The organism is Brevibacillus sp. HB2.2 (assembly GCF_013284275.1).
Lineage (GTDB): Bacteria > Bacillota > Bacilli > Brevibacillales > Brevibacillaceae > Brevibacillus > Brevibacillus brevis_D.
Window position 1 is genome coordinate 45,108 of sequence record NZ_JABSUV010000034.1, and the last position, 21,679, is coordinate 66,786.

A 21,679-nucleotide genomic window follows, 5' to 3' on the forward strand; every position below is an offset into this window, starting at 1 on the left:
TCTATGGGAGCACAAGCTCATAATGAAGAGGTACGCAAACCGAAAGTGAAGCACGAAGGTCCGAAAAGACACCTTGTTGCTTTCATCGGATCTCTCGTATTGACCGCACTGGCATTCATTGCAGTGGCGTATGAAGCAATTCCATCAGGTTTTACCGTACCATTCATCGTAGCACTGGCCTTTGTTCAAGCGTTCTTCCAGCTGTATGTCTGGATGCACATGGATCAAAAAGGTCATGAGTTTGCACGGATTAGTATTTTCGCAGGATTGTTTGTAATTATGATGGCGATCATCGTCTTTATTTTCTGGGTCTGGGTCTAGGAAATGGAGCGATGCGAGAGGACAGACATTGGGTCTGTCCTCTTTTTTTGTTTTGTGTTGGATTTGTAAGTAGCTATAGTGGAAGGGAAGAAGCGAATTTCCAGTCTACGCTTCGGCCTACGCCCCGCAAGGGGGATTCACTGTCCGCTCTGGAATGAATGTCGGGAACGCTTCAAAAGTAGCAGTCTCGAAGAAGGGGTGGCAGAGGTTGAAGCTAAAACCATTCCCGCCATTCATCCCTCCGCTGGGTAGGGCTCCAGAGGTGCTTGGACTAAATTCGCTTCTTCCCACGCGGCTTTTATTAAATTCCGAAAAAGGACTCCTTGAAATTCCCTAACAAATGTTTTGAAAAAACAAAGGCAACCACAGCTGTTCGAGAGTCCTGTCACATGTTGGAAGGAGACCGCCCGAACGAAGTGAGGATACAGGCGACTGGAAAACATGTGGCAGGGCTTCCCACGACCACAAAAATTGGAAGACACCCTATCGAAGCATATTCTGTCAGCCTTTTGCCAGTCATAAACATGAAGAGAAGGGGGGATTAAGAGCAGACGGAGTTTTCGCGCTTTTTGAAAAATACTTGCACCTGTCACAAAGGCTTTATATAATAAAAATATTAACATGCGTTAAAATAACGTTATATGAATTCGTCGTCACACATTACAACTATAATCTGAGGAAAGCAGGGATCATGATGGTGAAATTGGTAGCAATTTATCGCAAGCCCGAAGATATCGATGCTTTTGATAAGCATTATTTCGAGGTACATGGCCCATTGGCAGAAAAAATGCCTGGCTTAATCAAAATGGAAGTAAGCAAAATCTACGGAACACCAATGGGAGAATCTGACCTGCATCTGATGGCAGAAATGTACTTTGAATCAAAAGAAGCTTTGACGGAAGCGTTGTCATCTTCTGAAGGTCGCGCAGCAGGAAAAGACCTCCGTGGCTTCGCTGGACCCATTGTGTCCATGCATTTTGCAGAAGTAGTTTAATCATGACCACGAAAAGATTGATAGACGAACAAGCGCTCCATCAGAAGCACTACGCAGAGATTTGCGAGAAGCTAAAGCAAGATCCATTTGCCCAATTTTTGGGCATCAAGCTGATTGAGCTGGGAGAAGGAACGGCGACTGCGGAAGTCACAGTTGCCGAGCATATGCTGAATGCGCACGGCACCGCGCATGGCGCAATCATCTTCTCTCTGGCAGACTTTGTTTTTGCAGCGGCTTGTAATTCCTATGGCAAAACATCTGTAGCACTGTCGATGAATATCGGATTTTTGGCTGCTGCCATGAAAGGAAATCGCTTGGTGGCAACTGCGACCGAAGAGAAGAAAAACAATCGTACAGCCTGGTACCGCATCCGTGTAGAAACGGAGCATGGCTTGGTAGCGACACTGGATGCACTGGCGTACCGGAAAAGTGATTACTTCGTCGAAATCGACGGAAACGAATAACTGACAGCGAAAATAAAACGGAGAAAGGATGCCAAAAGCCACGTGCTTAGGCTCCTTTCACTGTTTCAAGACGATACGAGAAAGGGGGCAAAGATGTCAGTGGAGATCCGTAATCGATTCAACCACTACCTAGGCATAGAAGTCGTTCACCGAGATGAACAGGGCTGTAAGGTAGCACTGAAAATTCGCCCCGAGCTATTCAATAGCATCGAAGGTGTCGTACACGGAGGCGTTACGGCGACATTAGCCGATGTGGCGATGGGGCATGGGGCAGCACCCCATGTGGATGGTGTACAGCAATGTGTGACGGTGGAGAGCAAGATTCAATACCTCCACCCTGCACGCGGTGAGGTACTCGAGGCACAATCTCATGTATTGAAACAAGGAAAAAGCTTGATCGTGATGGAAGCACGCGTGACTTGTGATGGCAAGCTTGTGGCTTTTGCTACCGGCACGTATGCACGGGTGAACCCGCCTACACAAGGAGGACGTTGATGATGGAAGAGAGCGTTCGCTTTGAACGTGAAGGACATATAGGACTGATTACATTAAATCGTCCAGATGAGCTGAATGCGCTGAACTACGATACATTGGAGCGCCTGGGAAGCTTGATTGAGCAGGTGCGTTTGGATGCAAAAGAGATTCGCGTGGTTATCGTGAAGGCAGAAGGGCGAGCATTTAGTGCAGGGGCAGATTTGAAGGAGCGCCGTACACTGACGGAACAGCAGGTGCGCCGCAATGTCCGCAAAATCCGCGATGTATTTACTGCGTTGGAGAGGCTTCCGCAGCCGACGATTGCCATGATCAACGGATTTGCTTTTGGCGGGGGATTTGAGCTTGCGCTGGCCTGTGATTTCCGCTATGCCGTCGCAGATGCCAAAATGGGACTGACAGAGGTGAGCTTGGGCATCATTCCTGGTGCGGGTGGTACGCAGCGGTTGTCTCGCTTAGTCGGACCTTCCAAGGCAAAGGAGCTGATCCTGACTGCCAGGCGCATCCAAGCGCAGGATGCGTACCATATCGGTTTTGTAAATGCTGTTGCAAAAGATACAGAGGAGCTGCGTGAGCTGGCAATAGGGCTGGCAAACGAGATTTTGGCAAATGCTCCGTTGGCGGTTTATCAGGCAAAGTCAGCTATTGATCGCGGAAGCAGTGTTGATTTACAGACAGGTCTAGATATCGAAACCATGTGCTATGAAGTGATTATTCCCACGACAGATCGTCTGGAAGCATTGGAAGCCTTTCGCGAAAAGAGAAAACCAGTTTTTAAAGGCGAGTAACATTTTCAAATAAGCACTCCTACCGAGTCATAACGCAAGGGAATGAGGGAAGCGACATGATCTTTAATACAGAAATGGAAACGCTACCAAGAGAGAAAATGACGGAACTGCAACTGGCACGCTTGAAAGAAACGGTTAAACGCGTATACGAGCGCGTTCCTTTCCACACAAAAGCATTCAATGAGGCTGGTGTGAAACCAGAAAACATCCAATCGATCGAAGACATAAAGAAGCTTCCCTTTATGAAAAAGACTGATTTGCGAGAAAATTATCCATTCAATCTGTTTGCGGTCGAAATGAAAGAAGTAGCACGCATTCATGGTTCTTCCGGGACAAAGGGAAAACCGACTGTTGTCGGCTACACCAAAAAAGACTTGGAGAATTGGGCGGAGATCGTGGCCCGCGCCATTTGCTGTGCGGGTGGAGAGCCAGGGGACATTTTCCATAACGCGTATGGCTACGGTCTTTTTACAGGCGGTCTGGGTCTGCACAATGGCATCGAGCATATGGGCGCAGTCGCAGTACCAGTATCCGGCGGCAATACCTCCCGTCAAATTACGTTGATCGAGGACTTCAAGCCACGTGGCATTGCAGCAACGCCATCCTATGTCCTCAACATCGTGGAAGAGATGAAAAAGCAAGGAATCGATCCACGTGAGACAAGTGTCAAATACGGGATTTTTGGTGCTGAGCCGTGGTCGGAAGAAATGCGCGTGCAGCTGGAGCAAGAGCTCGACATTAAAGCCGTGGACATTTACGGTCTGAGCGAAGTGATGGGGCCAGGCGTTTCCATTGAATGTCAGGAGGCGCAGGATGGCCTACATATCGCAGAAGACCATTTCTACGCAGAAATTATCGATCCGAATACCGGAGAAGTGCTTCCATACGGACAAGAGGGCGAGCTCGTATTTACGTCGCTGACGAAAGAAGCATTCCCGGTTGTCCGCTATCGTACGGGTGATATCGCGTCCCTCAATCCTGAGCCCTGTAAGTGCGGACGGACAACCATGCGGATGTCGCGCATCAAAGGGCGTGTAGATGACATGCTCATTATTCGCGGAGTCAATGTGTTCCCGACAGAGATCGAGTCCGTTCTGCTTACGTTCAACCAATTGGCTCCACACTACCAGGTCGTCATTGAGCGCGACGGTGCCCTCGACCGTTTTGAGGTGCACTGCGAGCTGACACCAGCATATGCAAAAGAGCTCAGTGAAAATGACAGCTCTGCTCTCTCGTCATTGGTGAAAGAAATTTGCCATCACATCAAAAATACGTTAGGTGTGTCCGTGGTGCTGCGGGTGCAACCGCCAAGTTCCTTAACGCGTAGCGAAGGCAAAGCGATACGAGTCGTAGATAACCGAAACAAATCACAGGCAGCGATCTAAACCAACTCCTGTAAAAAAAGGGTGTGACAGTTCATGGCCTATGAATATATTAGCGTAGCCAGTGAAGATGGTGTCGGTATCATTACGTTGAATCGACCGAAGATTCTAAACGCGCTGAATTTGCAGCTCATCGACGAATTGGTTGACCAGCTGGAGCAAATGGACCGCAACCCGGATATACGGGTGATCATCCTGACTGGCAACGCGAGGGCGTTCGCAGCGGGTGCCGACATTAATGAAATGGCGGAAGCATCAGCCATCGACATCATGAAGCGCAATCAGTTTGCGGTTTGGGATCGCATCTCACTCATCTCCAAGCCGATCATTGGTGCCGTCAGCGGCTTTGTGCTCGGTGGTGGCTGTGAATTAATGATGAACTGCGACATTGTGATCGCTTCGGAGACAGCCGTCATTGGCCAACCGGAAATCAAGCTGGGAGTCATGCCTGGGGCTGGTGGTACACAGCGTCTGACGCGTGTGGTAGGTGAACGAAAAGCACTGGAGATGCTGCTCACAGGTGAACCGATTTCGGCCAAAGAAGCGTTGAAATACGGATTGGTCAATCGGGTAGTGCCAGTAGAAGCGTACTATCAGGAAGCGCTCAAGCTGGCGAAGCAAATCGCCCAGCAGCCGCCGCTCGCGGTACAGGTCATCAAAAAATCCGTGTACAAAGCTGGTGATCTCGCTCTTCAAGAGGGAATGGATTACGAGCGAAACAGCTTTTATCTTCTTTTGGCAAGCGAAGATCGAAAAGAAGGCATGCAAGCTTTTCTGGAGAAGCGCAAACCCCGTTTTACGGGACATTAGGAGGCGGCCATGTACGAAACGATTCTTTATGAAGTGTCAGAAGGCGTAGCAGTAGTGACCTTGAACCGTCCGGACAAATTCAATGCGTTTACAGCCGTCATGAACAAGGAAATCACTGATGCGTTGAAGCAAGCACAGAAGGATGCGGACGTGCGTTGCATCGTTCTTACTGGAGCAGGGAAGGCGTTCAATGCGGGTCAGGATCTCAGTGACGTTGCTGGAGGAGGAGATGTGGATTACGGGGCTTTCTTGAGGGATCGCTATAATCCAATGATCCTCCAGTTTCAAAAAACAGAGAAGCCAATCATCGCAGCGGTTAATGGTGTAGCAGCAGGTGCAGGCATGAGTGTTGCGTTGGCGTGCGATATTCGTCTGGCATCGGAAAAGGCATCCTTCGTCAATGCCTTCGTCAACATCGGGCTCGTTCCTGATTCAGGAGGCTGCTACTTTTTGCCGCGCATCGTCGGGATCGGCAAGGCGTTGGAGCTGGCGATGACGGGGGAAAAGGTTACTGCTGAGGAAGCACTGCGAATTGGATTAGTCAATCAGGTGTACCCTGCGGAGAGCTTCATGGAGGATGCGTTGGCGTATGCGCGCAAGCTGGCGTCACTGCCGACGAAGGGCATTGGTTTGATCAAGCGCACGATGTACAAAGGGCTTGAGATGGGGTTGGAAGAGACCTTGGAATATGAAGCTTTTGCACAAGAGGCGGCTGGCAGCACAGAGGATCACAAAGAAGGGGTCACCGCTTTCATGGAAAAACGTGCGCCTCGTTTTACAGGCCGTTAGAGGCGAAGGGAGGCAAGCCCAAGTGAGTATAAAAACAGTAGGCGTCATCGGGGCGGGAACGATGGGAGCGGGGATCGCTCTCGTATGCGCTCGCAAAGGACATCAGGTCATGCTGCTGGATGCAAATCAGGCGGTGCTGGACAAAGCCCTTGTCTATTTGGAATCGATCCTGACAAAAGACGTGGAGAAAAACAAAATCAGCGAGCAAGAAATGACAGAGACGCTAGAGCTGGTCCATCTCGTTTCGGAAATGGAGCAGTTGGCAGACTGCGCTATCGTCATCGAAGCGGTGCCAGAGCGTCTTGATTTGAAAAAAAGCATTTTCAGCCAGCTTTCTGAGATTTGCAGAGAGGATGCCCTTTTACTAACGAATACTTCCTCCATCTCGATTACGGAGATTGCAGGAGGCCTTTCGCATCCCGAGCGCATTCTTGGATTTCACTTTTTCAATCCCGCACCCGTCATGCCTTTGGTTGAGGTTATTCGTGGGAAAAAATCGAGCGAGGAAAATGTGGAGGTGGCGTATCGATTTGCGCAAGAGTTGGGCAAGGTGCCTGTTCTGGTGACGGACACCCCTGGCTTTATCGTCAATCGCATCGCGCGTCCTTATTATAATGAAGCATTGCGCATCCTGGGCGATCATGTGGCAGGTGTAGAGCAGATTGACCGCATCATGAAGCTGGCTGGCGGATTCAAAATGGGACCGTTTGAGCTGCAAGACATGATTGGCATCGACATCAATTTTGCCACCACCAAATCGGTCTATACCGACTTCTTCCATGAAGGACGATTTAAGCCTAGCCGGATTCAGGAACAAATGGTTCAATCCGGTAGCTTGGGCAGAAAGACGGGGGAAGGCTTCTATGACTACAACAAATAAGGCTGTATTGCTCGTGGGCACAAGCCCGCTGTACGCAGAGTTGAATCAATTGATGGTGGAAAGAGGCTACCAGGTGCTTACGCTTGCAGAAGCAATGGCGGAACCTGAGCTGGTTGAATTGGCTGTGGAAGTAAATAGCGTGGATATGCAGGCGAAAAAGAGGCAGGTACGCGAGCTGGATGACCTATTGCCACCAAACGTACCGATCATCACGACTTCGCTCGCGATTACAGCGACAGAAGTAGCGTCCTGGACACAGCATCCTGAACGCGTTTGCGGATTTGGAACACTCGTACCCTTGGTCGAACGGGAGCTGATCGAGATTGCCCCTGCTCTGCAAACGGAGCTGGATACGATTCAAGCAACAGAAGGCTTCTTTCAATCGCTCGGGAAAGAGACGGAAACCGTAAACGACGAGGTAGGTCTCGTATTCCCGCGCATTTTAACACTCATTATCAACGAGGCAGCCTTTACTCTGATGGAAAAAACAGCAACGGCTACTGATATTGATATCGCGATGAAAAAAGGCACCAACTACCCATACGGTCCTCTCGAATGGGCAGATCGCGTTGGCTTGGATGAGATTTTTGCGATATCGAGAGGCTTGCAGCGGGATCTGGCCGAGGAGCGTTATCGCACTGCGCCGCTATTACGAAAGCTGGTGCTGGCAGGGCGAGTCGGCGTACGCAGTGGGCAAGGCTTTTACACGTACGAAGAAAAAGTGGGTGTAGAGGCATGAGCTTGACTAACAAGGAGGTGTACGTAGCAGCAGCCGTACGTACACCAATCGGCAAGCTGGGCGGAAGTCTGAAGAACACCCCCATCGACGACCTGACAGCCATTGTCTTGAATGGAGCGCTTGCGAAGGCAGGACAATCCGGTGAGATTGTTGATGGGGTCATCATGGGTAACGTCATTTCGGCTGGACCGTTTATTAACATTGCCCGCGTTGGTTTGTTGAAAGCAGGGCTTCCTGACACCATACCTGGACTGACTGTGAATCGGGTATGTGCATCCGGGCTGGAGGCAGTCAATTTGGCTGCGCAGTCCATCCAGGCAGGACATAGTCAGGTCATGCTGGCTGGCGGTGTAGAGAATTTGACTCGTTCACCGTACATCATGGAAAAATTCGAGCAGCCGTATCAACGCGGCGGACAGACACTGATCGAGTCTTTTGGCGGACCTCGTTCTGCTCCTGTCTCGATCTATGGCGATCTGACCATGGGAGATACCGCAGAAAACGTGGCAGAGCAATTCGGTATCAGTCGCGACGATCAGGATCGTTTTGCAGCAGAGAGCCAGTCTCGGGCTATCACCGCGATAGATGCAGGTCTGTTCCGCGATGAGATCATTCCCATCACGTTAAAAGGGAAAAAAGGGGAAGAGACGCTGTTTGATACGGATGAATTCCCAAGAAGAGATTCTAGTGTGGAGTCATTGTCCAAGTTGCGACCTGCCTTCCGAAGAGATGGTAGCGTCACAGCAGGCAATTCCTCGGGTATCAACGATGGCGCAGCGGCTTTGCTCTTGATGAACGAAGAAATGCTGCAAAAGACAGGCGTCGCTCCTTTGGGGCGCATTGTTCATTTCGTCAGTGCTGGTGTAGATCCGCGCATTATGGGCATTGGTCCGGTCGCTGCGATTCGCAAGCTGCTTGCCGAAACGAACATGACCGTAGAGCAAATCGACCTGTTTGAGTTAAATGAAGCTTTTGCTTCCCAGTCACTTGCTTGCATACGCGAGCTGGGGCTGGACCCTTCGAAAACCAATGTAAACGGTGGAGCAATCGCATTGGGTCATCCACTCGGAATGAGCGGTGCCCGCCTGGCAGGTACGATTCTTTTCGAGCTGAGACGTCGCCAAAAGAAATACGGAATCGTTTCGTTGTGCATAGGCGGCGGTCAAGGATTGGCCACGTTAGTAGAAGCGCTATAGAAAAAAGCCCTCGTGCATGGGAGGAGTGGAAGAATGGGTACACCTGTCATCATAGATGCTGTGCGCACGCCAATCGGCCGCATTGGTGGTGCGTTGAAGGATGTGCGCCCGGATGACCTGGGCGCATTGGTGATTCAAAAGCTGCTGGAACGAAATTCCATCGATCCGAAGACGATAGATGATGTCATCATGGGTTGTGCCAATCAGGCTGGGGAAGACAACCGCAATGTCGCGCGTATGTCACTTCTATTGGCGGGATTGCCTGTCGAGGTGCCGGGAGTGACTGTGAACCGCCTGTGTGGCTCAGGTCTGGAGGCTGTGAACCAAAGCGCGAATGCAATCAAAGCCGGAGCGGGTCACGTCTATATCGCGGGCGGGACAGAGAGTATGACACGCTCTCCGCTGGTGATGATGAAGCCTGGCACGGCTTTTCAGCGCGGCAATCAGCAGTTAGTTGATACGACGTTGGGCTGGCGATTGGTCAACGAAAAAATGAAAGAGATGTATCCACCGATCAGCTTGGGGGAAACTGCCGAGAAGGTAGCGGAGCAATACGGCATTAGCCGCGAAGCGCAGGATGAGTTTGCATTGAGTAGTCAGCAAAATTACGCACATGCCTTGGCAAAAGGAAAGTGGGAGGCAGAGATCGTTCCGGTAGAGCTGAAAGGGCGAAAAGGCGAGGTTACGCTGTTTGAACACGATGAGCATGCACGTCCACAGACGACTATCGAACAGCTGCAAAAGCTGAAACCAGCATTCCAAGCAGATGGAAGCGTCACAGCAGGCAACTCCAGCGGTCTAAATGATGGAGCCTGCGCTCTGCTCATCATGGAACAGGAAGCGGCTCTTGCAGCCGGTTTGAAGCCTCGTGCAAGGATCGTCGCATCCGCAGTCGCAGGCGTTGATCCATCCGTGATGGGAATTGGACCTGTACCTGCTACGCGAAAAGTACTGAAGCAGGCAGGCTTGACGCTTTCGCAGATTGATCTGTTCGAATTCAACGAGGCTTTTGCGGCGCAGGCAGTGGCAAGCGTACGCGAGCTGGGAGTCGACCCTGATCTGGTCAACGTAAATGGCGGAGCGATTGCTTTGGGTCATCCGCTCGGGTGTAGCGGAGCGCGCATCCTTACTACTCTTTTGTATGAAATGGAGCGACGTGATGCCCGTTACGGGTTGGCCGCGATGTGCATTGGAGTTGGACAGGGAATTGCGACGATTATCGAGCGTGTGTAGCTTGGACAGAAAGGGAGGCAGGTACTCTTGATAGATAGACTGCAGCCAGGTACGACGGAAGAATTTACTGTGACAGTGACAAAGGACATGCTTCCTGTTTTTGAAGGCCAAGTCGTGCATCCTGTGATGTCGACAGTCAGCATGATTTATTACATGGAATGGGCGGGAAGACGTGTTATTTTACCGTACCTGGAGGCCGATGAAGAGGGCTCGGGATTTGCTGTAGATATCAAGCATGTCGGCCCAGCTGTGATTGGTCAGGAGGTCACGTTCCGGGCTAGCTGTTTGCAGGTTACCGAAAAACGCGTAGTGTGCGAGGTTACGGCGGATACTACGCGTAATCGTGTAGGGCTCGGGACGTTCGTCCAGGCCATTTTCAAAAAGGACGAGATCAAGCAACGCTTTGAGGCCTTGCAAGCTGAGATCAATCAGGAAGTAAGTAGGAAATCATAAATTTAACAGAATAAATTGACTCTTTTAAAATGTTTTACTATAATTACGTTAAAATTACGTTATACGATTTTTTCGTCATATACTCTTGATCGATTCACGCACTTCCTACAGAATATGGTACAATTTCACACAGCTAATAGGTATGAATCGATTTGGGGGTAGAAGAAACGTGAAGCCACAATCCATGCTTTTTACAATTTACGGTGAATACGTCCGCCATTATGGAAGCGAAATCTGGATTGGTAGTCTGACCAAGCTGATGGGGGAATTCGGACTGTCGGAGCCTGCTGTCCGTGCAGCGATCTCCCGGATGCTTCGCCAAGGCTGGCTGGAATCGCGAAAAGTAGGGAACCGCAGCTTCTACTCGGTATCCGAGCGCGGCAAAAAGCGGCTGGAAGAGGCAGCAGCGCGTATTTATAAGGTCGAGACAGATGTGTGGGACGGCAAGTGGTGCATTGCCAGCTACAACATTCCCGAGGAGCGTCGAGCGCTGCGTGATCAACTGCGCAAGGAGTTGGGCTGGATGGGCTTCGGGATGCTGACGACCAGCACATGGATCAGCCCGAATAACCTCAGTGACCGTGTGAAGGACCTGACGGAAGCTCACGAGATTACAGAGTATGTCGAGATTTTTACATCCGAGCATATGGGTTGGAGCAATCCGAAGCAGCTCGTGCAGAAATGCTGGGATATCGATGAAATCAATGAAAAATACAAGGCCTTCATCGATGCCTACCGAGAGGAATATGAGCAGCTTTCAGCAAAACTCAGCAATGGGGAAGAGGTTCCAGACAGCCATTGCTTCGTGGAAAAGACAAAGCTCGTCCACCAATACCGCAAGTTCTTGTTCATCGATCCTGATTTGCCGCAGGAATTGTTGCCAGGGCTGTGGTTGGGCAAAGAGGCGGATCAGTTGTTCCAAAATTACTACCAGCTATTGAATCCAGGGGCAGTACGATTCTTCGAGACCGTGTATGAAGCTGCGCCATCCGCATAGGCGAAAGCTCCGAAGGAAAGGCCCTAGCACGTCTAGGGTCTTTATTTCATCAATAAATTTTCCATTATTTAAAATGTAAGCGTTTTACTTAGGTCTTGATTGGTGGGCGAGAAACAAAGGGGGTACAGCACGAATATGACGGAATTGCTGCAGTACGTTGCAAACGGACTCGTCAGTGGCGGGATTTACGCGATCGTAGCGGTTGGTTTCATCACGATTTACAGCGTAAGCAAGGTGATTAATCTGGCGCAGGGTGAATTTTTGATGCTGGGCGGAATGGTTACAGTAGCCTTGATTGGCATGAATCTTCCGTATGGGTTGGCGGCATTGCTCGCGATCCTCACGGTCACCTTGATCGGTGTTTTGATGCAGAAATATGTAATCGCTTACGTCAAAAAGGCTAATCCAATTAGTTTGATTATTTTGACGATAGGGATATCCACACTGATTCGCGGCATTGCCAGCTTTATTTGGGGAAAAGATGCGTTTGCCCTCGAACCGATTACGAGCAATGAGCCGATCTCGTTCGGTGGCGTGATGATCGCACAACAAAGTATCTGGATTTTAGCTGCTGTTCTTATCATTCTTCTTCTACTTTGGTACTTGATGGACAAGACAATTCTCGGCAAAAAAATTAACGCCTGTTCGATCAACCCGATGGCAGCTCGCCTGATGGGGATTAGCCCGACAAAGATGAGTATGCTGGCCTTCGCCATCAGTGGAGCGACCGGAGCGATTGCAGGAATCGTGATCGCGCCGCTTTCCGTAACGTCCTACGATGTCGGCGTGCTACTCGGAATCAAAGGCTTTTCCGCAGCCATTCTTGGCGGACTGGGAAATCCATTGGGTGCAGCCGTAGCCGCCTTTTTACTCGGGATCGTCGAGTCGCTGGGAGCTGGTTACATCAGTTCCGGTATGAAGGACGCGATTGCCTTTCTGGTGTTGATCGGCATGCTGTTGATTAAGCCATCCGGCATCTTTGGAGAACGCAGCGTTGGAAAAGGAGGGCTATGATGAAGCAGATCGTCGATAAGTGGGGCAAAAGCATAGGAATCTATTTGTTCTTGATGATTCTTTTTCCATTCGTGATGTCAGATGAATACTATCGTTCTGTCGGAATTATTATCGGTCTTCAAGCAATTGTAACCATCGGGCTATGCCTCGTGATGGGGCTGGCTGGACAAATTTCGCTGGGACAAGCAGCGTTTTGGGGGATTGGTGCCTATACCTCGGCAGTATTGACGACAAAGTACGGTCTGCCGCCATTTATCGGTCTCATTGCTGCTGCGATTGTTCCAGGTTTATTCGCCTTTATCCTCGGGCGGGCGATAGCGGGGCTGCAAGGCTACTACCTCGCGATGGCAACTCTCGCATTTGGCTATATCGTCCAGATCGGGATTACGGAATGGGAGCCGGTCACCGGGGGAGCAAACGGGATGATCAGCATTCCACAAATGACTTTCTTCGGTGGAAGCGAGCTGTCCATGTACTTTCTGATTTGGGGAGTCGTCACCTGTGTGCTGCTCTTCTCACTTAATCTCTTGAATTCACGGGTCGGCAGAGCGTTTCGGGCGATTCACAAAAGTGAGATTGCTGCGACCTCGATGGGAATTGATGTCCGCAAGTTCAAGCTGAATGCCTTTGTGGTAAGCGGCATGTTCGCTGGTATTTCCGGCGGCTTGTACGCCCATTACATGGGAATTCTTGATCCGCAGCCGTTTGGACTGCATGAGTCGATCAAGTTTCTGACGATGGTCGTCATCGGCGGGATGACAAGCATCTGGGGCGCTTTGGTCGGGACGATCCTGATTGGTTTTATCAGTGAGGGGCTGGTCCTTTTGAGTGAAGTGGTGCCGGGCTTGCAGGGGGATGTGGACACGATTGTATTCGGTGCGATTCTCGTGCTGTTCATCATGTTCATGCCAGAAGGATTGGTTCCGCGCATCCGGACTGCTTTCGAAAAAGGGCAGGCGAAAAAGGCGAAGGGTATGGCTGAAGAAGCACAGCGAAAGCAGCAGGTGGAAAGGAAGGCTGCAACATGACGACACTTTTGGATGTGCAAAAGCTCTCTCGTGATTTTGGCGGCGTACGGGCAGTGAATCAAGTAGATTTTCAAGTGCGGGAAGGAGAAATCCTTGCGTTGATCGGTCCGAATGGCGCCGGAAAAAGCACGGTGCTCAACATGGTGTCGGGTGTGATCCCGCCTTCGGAAGGTGAGATTCGCTTCAGCGGCCAGCCGTTGTCACGCGTACCAGGCTATGAATATGCCGGATTAGGCATCACGCGGACCTTTCAAAACCTCCAGACATTTGACGATATGACCGTCTTGGAAAACGTGATGGTCGGCATGCATACCAAGACAAGTGCCAGTCTCTTTTCCTGCGGCATGAATCTGGCAAAGTCCCGCAAGGAAGAAAAGCTGATGCAGGAGCAGGCACGGACGTGGATCGAGAATGTAGGACTAGCAGAGGTGGCGGCCTCGCTAGCTGGGAGTTTACCGTACGGGAAGCTGCGGCTGATGGAGATTGCCCGCGCGATGGTAGCCAAGCCGCGGTTGCTCTTGTTGGACGAGCCTGCTGCGGGCCTGAATCATACCGAGACGGCGGAGATGAGCCGCATGTTTTGCGAGATTCGCGACAACGGAGCGGCAATTTTGCTAGTGGAGCATGACATGGATATGATCATGACGATTGCGGACCGCATCGTTGTATTGGATCAAGGATCAAAAATCGCAGAAGGAACCCCGCGTGAGATTCAGGAGAACCCACGAGTGATTGCGGCGTATCTGGGTGGAGAATGAAGCGCGAAAGAGGTGGAACATGATGGGGAAGACAGTCCTTACAGTAGACAACATCACGGCTCGCTACGGCCCGGTGGAAGTGCTACACGGCATTACTCTACAAGTGAACGAGGGCGAAATCGTCTCCCTGTTGGGTGCAAATGGGGCAGGCAAAACGACACTTTTGAACTGTATCTGCGGTCTGCACGGCGACAAGGAGGGGAAGATTTGGTTTCGAGACGCGGACATTACGCGCGTTCCTGCAGAACTGGTGGTACCTCGGGGCATGGCGCATGTACCGGAGCGCAGACAAATTTTTTCCACGCTGACAGTTGAGGACAATTTATGGCTGGGTGCTTCGCATCGGATGCCCAAGACGAGCAAAAAGGAAATTGCCAAAGAAATGGAGACGGTGTATGAACGTTTTCCCATTTTGGCAGAGCGGAAATGGCAGCTCGGAGGAACGCTTTCCGGGGGGCAACAGCAGATGCTCGCCATCGGCAGGGCGCTTTTGTCTCGACCGCAGCTCCTCTTGTTGGACGAGCCTTCACTAGGACTGGCTCCGCTCATTGCCAAAGAAATCCTGACGATTGTGCAGGAGATTCGCTCGGAATGGGGCACCACGGTGCTGTTGGTCGAGCAAAATGCTCGCGCAGCGCTCGCTATTTCCGACCGAGCTTACGTACTCAGTACGGGAACCGTCATGCTGGAAGGGAAGGCAGACGAGATAAGCAATGACCCGCGTGTACAATCTGCTTATTTGGGAAGCTCACATGAAGCTGTTTAACAAAGATAACCACATACATGAGGGGGTACACCCATGAAAAAACGAACATTCAAAAAATGGCTATTTCCAGCAGCAGTCGCTTCGCTCGTATTCTTGAGCGCCTGTGGAGGCGGCGCTACGCCAGCGGCAGAATCAGGCCCTGGTGGCGCCAGCAAGGACCCGATCAAGGTCGGCGCTATTTTTTCGCTGACGGGGCCGAACAGTCCGCTCGGCGTACCGGAGAAGCAAGCGGTAGAGCTGTTGGTAAAAGAAATCAACGGCGCGGGCGGTGTAGATGGCCGACAGGTAGAAGTCATTTTTGAAGACGACAAGTCTGACAATACGGAAGCGGTAAAAGCGATCAAAAAACTCGCATCGAAAGAAAAGGTCGTAGCCGTACTCGGCTCCTCAGGCAGTGGCCCGTCTCTCGGGATGGCTGAGTATGCCGCAGCAGAAAAGCTTCCGCTGATCTCGATGGCAGCAGCAGACCAAATCACCAATCCAGTTCGTGCCAACATATACAAAACACCGCACACAGACGTACACGGAACGAAGCGCATCTTCAAGTATTTGAAGGAAAAAGGCATTACCAAAATAGCTACGCTCAATGACAGTAATCCATATGGAAGTGGCTGGACGACGCAGCTGCAAAAATATGCGCCTGAGTACGGCATCACGATTGTAGCGGAAGAAAAATACGGCACAAAAGACCCGTCCATGAGCTCTCAATTGACCAAGATCAAAGGGACGGACGCACAGGCGCTGATTGTGGCAGGGACGAACCCAGGACCCGCTACGATTGTGAAGGAAGCGAAGCAACTGAACCTCACTATTCCGATTATTAGCAGCCATGGCTCTGCGAACAGCAAATTCCTCGAACTGATTGGAGACGCCGGCGAGGGTGTCCTGATGGTAGCTGGAAAACTGCTCATTCCTGAACAAGTAGCGGCGGACGATCCGCAATCTGCGATCATCAAAAAATTCGTGGATGGCTATCAAGCTGCCTACAATACACATCCTGACGGCTTCGCAGGATACGGATACGACGGCTTGAATTTGCTCGTGGAAGGCTTGAAGCAAGCAGGCAGCGACACATCCAAACTAGGCGAAGTATTGGAAAAGGTGAAATACGTAGGGGTAACCGGAGAATTCAAGTTCACCGCTGATGATCATAACGGTCTGACAGAAGACAGCATGATCATGGTTGAAGTGAAGGATGGAAAATTCCAGCTCGTTAAATAAGTGAAAGAAGTTCGTTCCCTCCGCGTTGTGAAAAAGAATGCGGGGGGAATCGTTGTTTTCATCACAAGGGTAGGAGGAGCATGCATGTCTCAATTGCTGAATAGCGTCTTAATGGTTGCACCGATTTTACAAAAGGCATTTTTGTCCGAATGTATGGTAGGAGTCACTGACAAAGAGAAGTTTCTCGCCTATTATCCGGCACAGGGCTTGAACCTGGGGATTCGAGTAGGAGATGAATTGCGCCCGGGGAGTATCAATGCGACGGCGGTAAAAGAGGGCAAGCGGGTCGTGAAGAAAATTTCCAAAGAGCTATACGGCGTCCCGTATATCGCAGTCGGTTATCCGCTTGTTGAAAACGGGCAGGTAGTCGGATGCTTGGCAACAGGTGTGACGACCGATCAAGAGGATCGCTTGCACGGCTTGGCTCAAAACTTGACGGACGCGCTAGAAAATATCGCGCAGCACACAGAAAGTCTGGCAAAGGACGCAGACCATTTGGCACAAGCGAGTCACACGCTAAGTGATGCAGCTGGTCAATTGGGGCTGAAAATTGCAGAAACGACCCAGATCAACGAATTGATCCGCAATATCTCAACGCGCTCCAATGTACTCGGCTTGAATGCCGTCCTCGAAGCGGCTCGTGCAGGGGCTGCTGGTCGCGGCTTTTCCGTCGTTGCAGAGGAAATCCGTCAGCTTTCCCAGACGACCGCTACTTCAGCGAAAGGCATTTTCAGTCTATTAGATGAAATGAATGCACTCGTCGGGACGGTAACGGGTGAAATGGAGAAGACGATGAATCACAGTGTACAGCAGTCGACCCAAATACAGGAGCTGGATGCAGTCATGCAAGAGCTGCGGCACATGGCCGAGCAGTTGAAAAAGGCAGCAGATATAACTGGGCGCGGTGAATAGGAGAGTCTCCATGTAAGCGTATTGCAAAAACGTATGACGCTATGTTATTATTGCGTTATAAAAACGTATTATAATTTTATCATAATGCATATCTGATAAAAGGAGGGCGTTCTCCATGCAAATGAGGCTCGAACACGCCGATCTGACTGAAAACGAAAAATTGGAAGCGTTTTTAGCGAGAATCGATCGCGGGGAAAAAATAGAGGCAGACGATTGGATGCCAGACGACTATCGTAACCAGTTGATCAAGCTGATTTCGATGCATGGCATCAGTGAGATCATGGGTGCCTTGCCGGAAAAAGAATGGGTACCAAAGGCGCCAACATTGCGCAGAAAGCTGGCGATTATGGCGAAGGTCCAGGACGAGATGGGGCATGGTCAATTGCTCCTTCGCGTCGCAGAAGACTTGCTTGAGCCATTGGGCAAGACGCGCGAGGATATCATGAATGATTTGTTTTCAAAGAGACTGAAATTTCACAATGTATTCCACATGGAAGCGCCTACCTGGGCTGATGCTGGTGTGATTGGCTGGCTAGTTGACGGAGCGGCTATCATTACACAATCGATGTCCCTCGATACATCTTATGCACCTTACGCCCGCGCTCTGCATCGGATCTGTGCGGAAGAAAAGTTCCACGCCCAGCACGGGGAGAGCATCGTCTTGGAGTTGGCAGAAGGCACTGATGAACAGCGTCAAATGCTACAAGATGCTATCCATCGTTGGTGGCCTTCCCTCTTGATGTTTTTCGGACCACCGGAAAACGGCAACATTACGAGCAATCAGGAAGCCAACATGCGCTACAAGATTCGTACACAGACGAATGAAGAATTGCGCCAAGTATTCCTGGAAAAGTATGTGCCGCGTATTTTCCATCTTGGCTTCACAGTGCCAGACGATACAATTTACTTCGACGAGGCAGAAGGCAAATGGGTCTACCAACAGCCTGACTGGGAGGAGTTCAAGCAAATCGTCAAGGGGAACGGACCACGCTCTGCTCATCGTCTGAATCTTCGGGTAATGTCTTATGAGGAAACCAAATGGGTGCGCGATGCGATTATGTCGTACGGACGACAAGTAGGGTAGGTGAATGTGAATGAGCAACGAAAACTTTTTCATATACGAAGTATTCAGCCAAAAAAGCGTAAATGCTCCGTTCGTTCAACAGTTCAGTTTGTTGGCACCCAATAAAGAAGTTGCTTTGAGCATGGCGAGGGAGAATTTCCTGCGCCGTGAGCCTTGTTTTAATTTGTGGGTAGTCAAGCGCGACGACATTTTTGGACTGCCGCCAGAGGAGCGTCCTTTCTTGGAAAGACTCGACAACAAGAGCTACCGGGAGACCAAAGGATACGGCGATTTGCAGTCCAGATGGCGCCACCATCGTGAGCAGTACGAAGAAAAACAGAAGCATGCAGGCAACGGCAGTTAAGCAGGAGGGATACAATCATGGGCGACCGTTTACATGTAGAAACAGTGGAAGCAGCAAAACAAAATCCGTCATTTGCAAAAGCCTTGACCGACCTGTTGTTCCAGCTTGCTGATGACGATTTTATATTGGCTTATCGCGGATCGGAATGGCTTGGGCTGGCTCCGCATATTGAAGAAGATGTGGCTTTTTCATCGATGTCTCAGGACATGATGGGCCATGCCGTAATGTTTTATGACATGCTCGAGCAACTAGGAGTGGGCAAAGCAGACGATCTCGCACAGCTGCGCGAGGCAAGGGCGTTTTCCAATGCGATCTTGGTGGAGCGTAAAAACGGCGACGGCGAATACAACGATCATCCCCATTACGATTGGGCTTATGCGATTGTTCGCAGCTATGTGTACGGCTTATACAAGCAGGTACGCTTGGAGGCTCTTACGCAGTCGTCATACACACCACTCGCGCTGGTCAGTCGCAAAATGATGACAGAGCATCGCTACCATCTGATGCACTGGCAAGTTTGGTTGAAGCAATTGGCAAACAGTACGGCTGATGCACGTCAGAGGCTGGAGGCAGCCATCGCAAAAGTTTGGAAGGATGCAGGGGAGTTGCCTCAGCTTGGACCAAACCAAGTCGATATCGTTCAATTTGGCCTGATTGCAGATGAAGAGCAACTGAAACAAAAATGGCTGACACTGACAAAAGACATTTTTGAAAATGCAGGACTTGACTGGCCAGGCGAGCCAGGCGAGCCAGGAGTGCCACAGGAGCGCGGTCGTCATGGTGAACATACTGCTGATCTGGTGCAAGCTTTGGCAACCTTGTCTGAAGTGTATCGCATTGATCCGGCTGCGGGCTGGTAAAAAGGGGTGATTCTCTCATGGCGCAAGAAGAACTGCAACTGCATGAAGGGCTTGAAGCGACATGCTGGGAACTGCTGCAGCAAGTAACCGATCCCGAAATTCCCGTGATTAGCATGGTAGAGATGGGGATGATCCACAAAGTGCGCGTCGAGACAGACGTCGTACACGTCGAGGTGCTCCCTACCTTTGTCGGCTGTCCGGCACTCGAGATCATGAAGAGAAACATCACAGAAAAGCTGGTGGAGGCAGAAGGAATCAATCAGGTTCAGGTAGCGTTCGTCTATGATCCAGCCTGGACATCTGATCGTATCGCCTTGGATGCTCGCGATAAGCTGAAAAGCTTTGGCATCGCGCCGCCACCGCTTGACTTCAAATCGGGAGACACATGGGAAGTAGCCTGTCCCTACTGTGATTCCCCGTATACGCAAATGGAAAATTTGTTTGGCCCTGCTGCTTGTCGAAGTATTTTGTATTGCCGGCACTGCAAAAATCCATTTGAGGCCCTAAAACCAATCTATTGAGAGAGATTGAGAGGAGCGAATGTCATGGGAGAGTACAAGCAAATGTTTATTAATGGAGAATGGGTGAATGCCGAGAGTGGCGAGTCCATTCAAATTACGAATCCGGCTACAGGTGAAACAGTTGGCACAGTAACCTTCGGTGATGGTCGGGATGCAAACAAGGCCATCGACGCTGCTCATCAGGCATTTGCCAGCTGGTCTCGACTAACTGCTCGCGAGCGCGCCAAATATTTGTACAATTTGTCCGAGCTGGTGAAAAACAATCGGGATGAACTGGCGGGCATTATTTCTGCTGAAATGGGCAAGCCTTTGGGCGAGGCAAAAGGCGAAGTGCTGGGTGCTGCTGATAACTTTGTTTGGTACGCAGAAGAGGCCAAGCGTGTCAACGGTGAAACGATCCCATCCTCGGTTGCGAATAAGCGCATCATGGTGCTCCGTCAGCCTGTAGGAGTGGTAGGGGCGATTACCCCATGGAATTTCCCGGTGAACATGGTTGCACGTAAGATCGCTCCGGCTTTAGCTGCGGGCTGCACGGTGGTTTTAAAGCCAGCAGAAAGCACGCCGTTGTCTGCGATTCGCATGTTTGAGCTGATTGAGCAGGCTGGTTTTCCAAAAGGCGTCGTAAACCTCGTCATTGGAAATCCGGAATCGATTGGGAAGGAGTTTATCGACAATCCGAAGCTTTCCAAAATCGGATTCACAGGCTCCACCCGTGTCGGTAAGCTGCTGATGGAAGGCGCGGCGAAGCAAGTGAAGCGCGTCAGCATGGAGCTTGGTGGTCACGCACCATTCATCGTTTTCCCGGATGCCGATCTGGATGCAGCCGTAAAAGGTCTGTTTGAGAGCAAGTTCCGCAACTCCGGTCAAATGTGCATTTGCACAAACCGTCTGTACGTCCACGAGGATGTCGCAGATGCGTTTACAGAAAAGCTGGTAGAGCGTCTGAAGCGTGCGAAGGTAGGGGATGGCCGCCAGAAAGAGACGGAGATCGGTCCACTGGTGAGCGAGCGTGCCTTAAACAAAGTGCTCGAGCATATCGAGGACGCCAAGGACAAAGGCGGTCAAGTGGTATACGGCGGAAATCGTTTGGTTGAAGGTGATTATGCGAAGGGCTTCTATTGCGAACCGACCTTGATTGCTGGCGTTACAACGGATATGAAAATCTCCTATGAGGAAACGTTCGGCCCTGTCGTTCCACTCGTGCGTTTTACAGAGGAAGCGGATGTCGTACAGATGGCAAACGACACACGTTACGGCTTGGCTGCTTATGTGTACACCCGCGATAATCAACGTTGCTTCCGCATGGCTGAGCTCCTCGAATACGGAATCGTCGGGATCAATGACGGATCGCCAACCCAGACACAAGCGCCGTTTGGCGGTTTCAAGGAAAGCGGAATCGGCCGTGAGGGTGGCCGCTACGGAATGGATGAGTATTTGGAGACGAAGTTCGTTTCCTTTGGTCTGTAAGATAAGAAGAGAAGAGTTCAGACAAGATCTGGACTCTTCTTTGTTTTTTATAGGAAGTGTTTTAAAAGGTACGATATCCCAATAAAGCTGGTGAGAAGAAAAAGCACAGGGCTCGTAGACCTTGACAAAGCCTCCCCAGTCGGAACTAAAAAAAGGGGACCACGCTT

General features: G+C 50.7%; 25 protein-coding genes. All 25 read left to right on the top strand.

Features of this window, described 5'->3' with window-relative positions; translation table 11 throughout:
* Window positions 1-3: 3 nt before the first annotated feature.
* Window positions 4-321 carry a cytochrome C oxidase subunit IV family protein gene (locus HP401_RS21935; protein WP_015893238.1) on the top strand — a complete coding sequence of 106 codons (318 nt, stop codon included), beginning with the start codon at window positions 4-6 and terminating at the stop codon, window positions 319-321.
* 694 nt (window positions 322-1,015) lie between these two features.
* Window positions 1,016-1,315, top strand: coding sequence for an EthD family reductase (locus HP401_RS21940; RefSeq protein WP_041749930.1), 300 nt, complete (start codon window positions 1,016-1,018; stop codon window positions 1,313-1,315).
* A 2-nt stretch (window positions 1,316-1,317) separates the two neighbouring features.
* The gene (locus HP401_RS21945) at window positions 1,318-1,779 is read left to right on the top strand and encodes a PaaI family thioesterase (protein ID WP_016741458.1); all 462 of its coding nucleotides are present in this window, start codon (window positions 1,318-1,320) and stop codon (window positions 1,777-1,779) included.
* Between the two features lie 93 nt (window positions 1,780-1,872).
* The gene (locus HP401_RS21950) at window positions 1,873-2,274 is read left to right on the top strand and encodes a PaaI family thioesterase (RefSeq protein ID WP_007723391.1); all 402 of its coding nucleotides are present in this window, start codon (window positions 1,873-1,875) and stop codon (window positions 2,272-2,274) included.
* A complete protein-coding gene (locus HP401_RS21955) occupies window positions 2,274-3,059 on the top strand; it encodes an enoyl-CoA hydratase-related protein (RefSeq protein WP_173606551.1) in 786 nt (261 codons plus the stop codon). Before HP401_RS21950 ends, HP401_RS21955 begins: the two co-directional genes overlap by 1 nt.
* Window positions 3,060-3,115: 56 nt before the next feature.
* Entirely contained in the window at window positions 3,116-4,444 is a 1,329-nt protein-coding gene (gene paaK, locus HP401_RS21960; RefSeq protein ID WP_173606552.1) for a phenylacetate--CoA ligase PaaK, read from the top strand.
* Between the two features lie 33 nt (window positions 4,445-4,477).
* Window positions 4,478-5,251 (top strand): enoyl-CoA hydratase-related protein, encoded by a 774-nt coding sequence (locus tag HP401_RS21965; RefSeq protein WP_173606553.1) that lies wholly within the window; start codon window positions 4,478-4,480, stop codon window positions 5,249-5,251.
* Between the two features lie 9 nt (window positions 5,252-5,260).
* A complete protein-coding gene (locus HP401_RS21970) occupies window positions 5,261-6,040 on the top strand; it encodes an enoyl-CoA hydratase-related protein (RefSeq protein WP_173606554.1) in 780 nt (259 codons plus the stop codon).
* A gap of 22 nt (window positions 6,041-6,062) precedes the next feature.
* A complete protein-coding gene (locus HP401_RS21975) occupies window positions 6,063-6,920 on the top strand; it encodes a 3-hydroxyacyl-CoA dehydrogenase family protein (protein ID WP_173606555.1) in 858 nt (285 codons plus the stop codon).
* The gene (locus HP401_RS21980; protein WP_172141345.1) at window positions 6,904-7,659 is read left to right on the top strand and encodes a 3-hydroxyacyl-CoA dehydrogenase family protein; all 756 of its coding nucleotides are present in this window, start codon (window positions 6,904-6,906) and stop codon (window positions 7,657-7,659) included. The genes HP401_RS21975 and HP401_RS21980 overlap by 17 nt, the downstream gene beginning before the upstream one ends.
* On the top strand, window positions 7,656-8,855 hold the full coding sequence (locus tag HP401_RS21985; protein WP_173606556.1) for a thiolase family protein: 1,200 nt from the start codon (window positions 7,656-7,658) through the stop codon (window positions 8,853-8,855). The genes HP401_RS21980 and HP401_RS21985 overlap by 4 nt, the downstream gene beginning before the upstream one ends.
* Window positions 8,856-8,888: 33 nt before the next feature.
* Window positions 8,889-10,088: a thiolase family protein gene (locus HP401_RS21990; RefSeq protein ID WP_173606557.1), complete on the top strand. Its 1,200-nt coding sequence runs from the start codon at window positions 8,889-8,891 to the stop codon at window positions 10,086-10,088.
* 27 nt (window positions 10,089-10,115) lie between these two features.
* The gene (locus tag HP401_RS21995; protein WP_173606558.1) at window positions 10,116-10,541 is read left to right on the top strand and encodes a thioesterase family protein; all 426 of its coding nucleotides are present in this window, start codon (window positions 10,116-10,118) and stop codon (window positions 10,539-10,541) included.
* Window positions 10,542-10,710: 169 nt separating this feature from the next.
* Window positions 10,711-11,538, top strand: coding sequence for a phenylacetic acid degradation operon negative regulatory protein PaaX (gene paaX / locus HP401_RS22000; RefSeq protein ID WP_173606559.1), 828 nt, complete (start codon window positions 10,711-10,713; stop codon window positions 11,536-11,538).
* 135 nt (window positions 11,539-11,673) lie between these two features.
* Entirely contained in the window at window positions 11,674-12,552 is an 879-nt protein-coding gene (locus HP401_RS22005) for a branched-chain amino acid ABC transporter permease (RefSeq protein ID WP_173606560.1), read from the top strand.
* The gene (locus tag HP401_RS22010) at window positions 12,549-13,580 is read left to right on the top strand and encodes a branched-chain amino acid ABC transporter permease (RefSeq protein ID WP_254457146.1); all 1,032 of its coding nucleotides are present in this window, start codon (window positions 12,549-12,551) and stop codon (window positions 13,578-13,580) included. The genes HP401_RS22005 and HP401_RS22010 overlap by 4 nt, the downstream gene beginning before the upstream one ends.
* A complete protein-coding gene (locus HP401_RS22015) occupies window positions 13,577-14,338 on the top strand; it encodes an ABC transporter ATP-binding protein (RefSeq protein ID WP_173606561.1) in 762 nt (253 codons plus the stop codon). Before HP401_RS22010 ends, HP401_RS22015 begins: the two co-directional genes overlap by 4 nt.
* A gap of 22 nt (window positions 14,339-14,360) precedes the next feature.
* Window positions 14,361-15,104 (top strand): ABC transporter ATP-binding protein, encoded by a 744-nt coding sequence (locus tag HP401_RS22020; protein ID WP_016741472.1) that lies wholly within the window; start codon window positions 14,361-14,363, stop codon window positions 15,102-15,104.
* A gap of 33 nt (window positions 15,105-15,137) precedes the next feature.
* Window positions 15,138-16,325 (top strand): ABC transporter substrate-binding protein, encoded by a 1,188-nt coding sequence (locus HP401_RS22025; RefSeq protein ID WP_173606562.1) that lies wholly within the window; start codon window positions 15,138-15,140, stop codon window positions 16,323-16,325.
* A gap of 84 nt (window positions 16,326-16,409) precedes the next feature.
* A complete protein-coding gene (locus HP401_RS22030; protein ID WP_173606563.1) occupies window positions 16,410-17,237 on the top strand; it encodes a methyl-accepting chemotaxis protein in 828 nt (275 codons plus the stop codon).
* A gap of 115 nt (window positions 17,238-17,352) precedes the next feature.
* A complete protein-coding gene (paaA, locus tag HP401_RS22035) occupies window positions 17,353-18,321 on the top strand; it encodes a 1,2-phenylacetyl-CoA epoxidase subunit PaaA (protein WP_172141338.1) in 969 nt (322 codons plus the stop codon).
* Window positions 18,322-18,331: 10 nt separating this feature from the next.
* A complete protein-coding gene (gene paaB, locus HP401_RS22040) occupies window positions 18,332-18,664 on the top strand; it encodes a 1,2-phenylacetyl-CoA epoxidase subunit PaaB (protein WP_015893218.1) in 333 nt (110 codons plus the stop codon).
* Between the two features lie 17 nt (window positions 18,665-18,681).
* Window positions 18,682-19,524, top strand: coding sequence for a 1,2-phenylacetyl-CoA epoxidase subunit PaaC (paaC, locus tag HP401_RS22045; protein WP_173606564.1), 843 nt, complete (start codon window positions 18,682-18,684; stop codon window positions 19,522-19,524).
* 17 nt (window positions 19,525-19,541) lie between these two features.
* Window positions 19,542-20,045, top strand: coding sequence for a 1,2-phenylacetyl-CoA epoxidase subunit PaaD (gene paaD / locus HP401_RS22050; RefSeq protein ID WP_173606565.1), 504 nt, complete (start codon window positions 19,542-19,544; stop codon window positions 20,043-20,045).
* 24 nt (window positions 20,046-20,069) lie between these two features.
* On the top strand, window positions 20,070-21,512 hold the full coding sequence (locus HP401_RS22055) for an NAD-dependent succinate-semialdehyde dehydrogenase (protein ID WP_173606566.1): 1,443 nt from the start codon (window positions 20,070-20,072) through the stop codon (window positions 21,510-21,512).
* Window positions 21,513-21,679 lie beyond the last annotated feature (167 nt).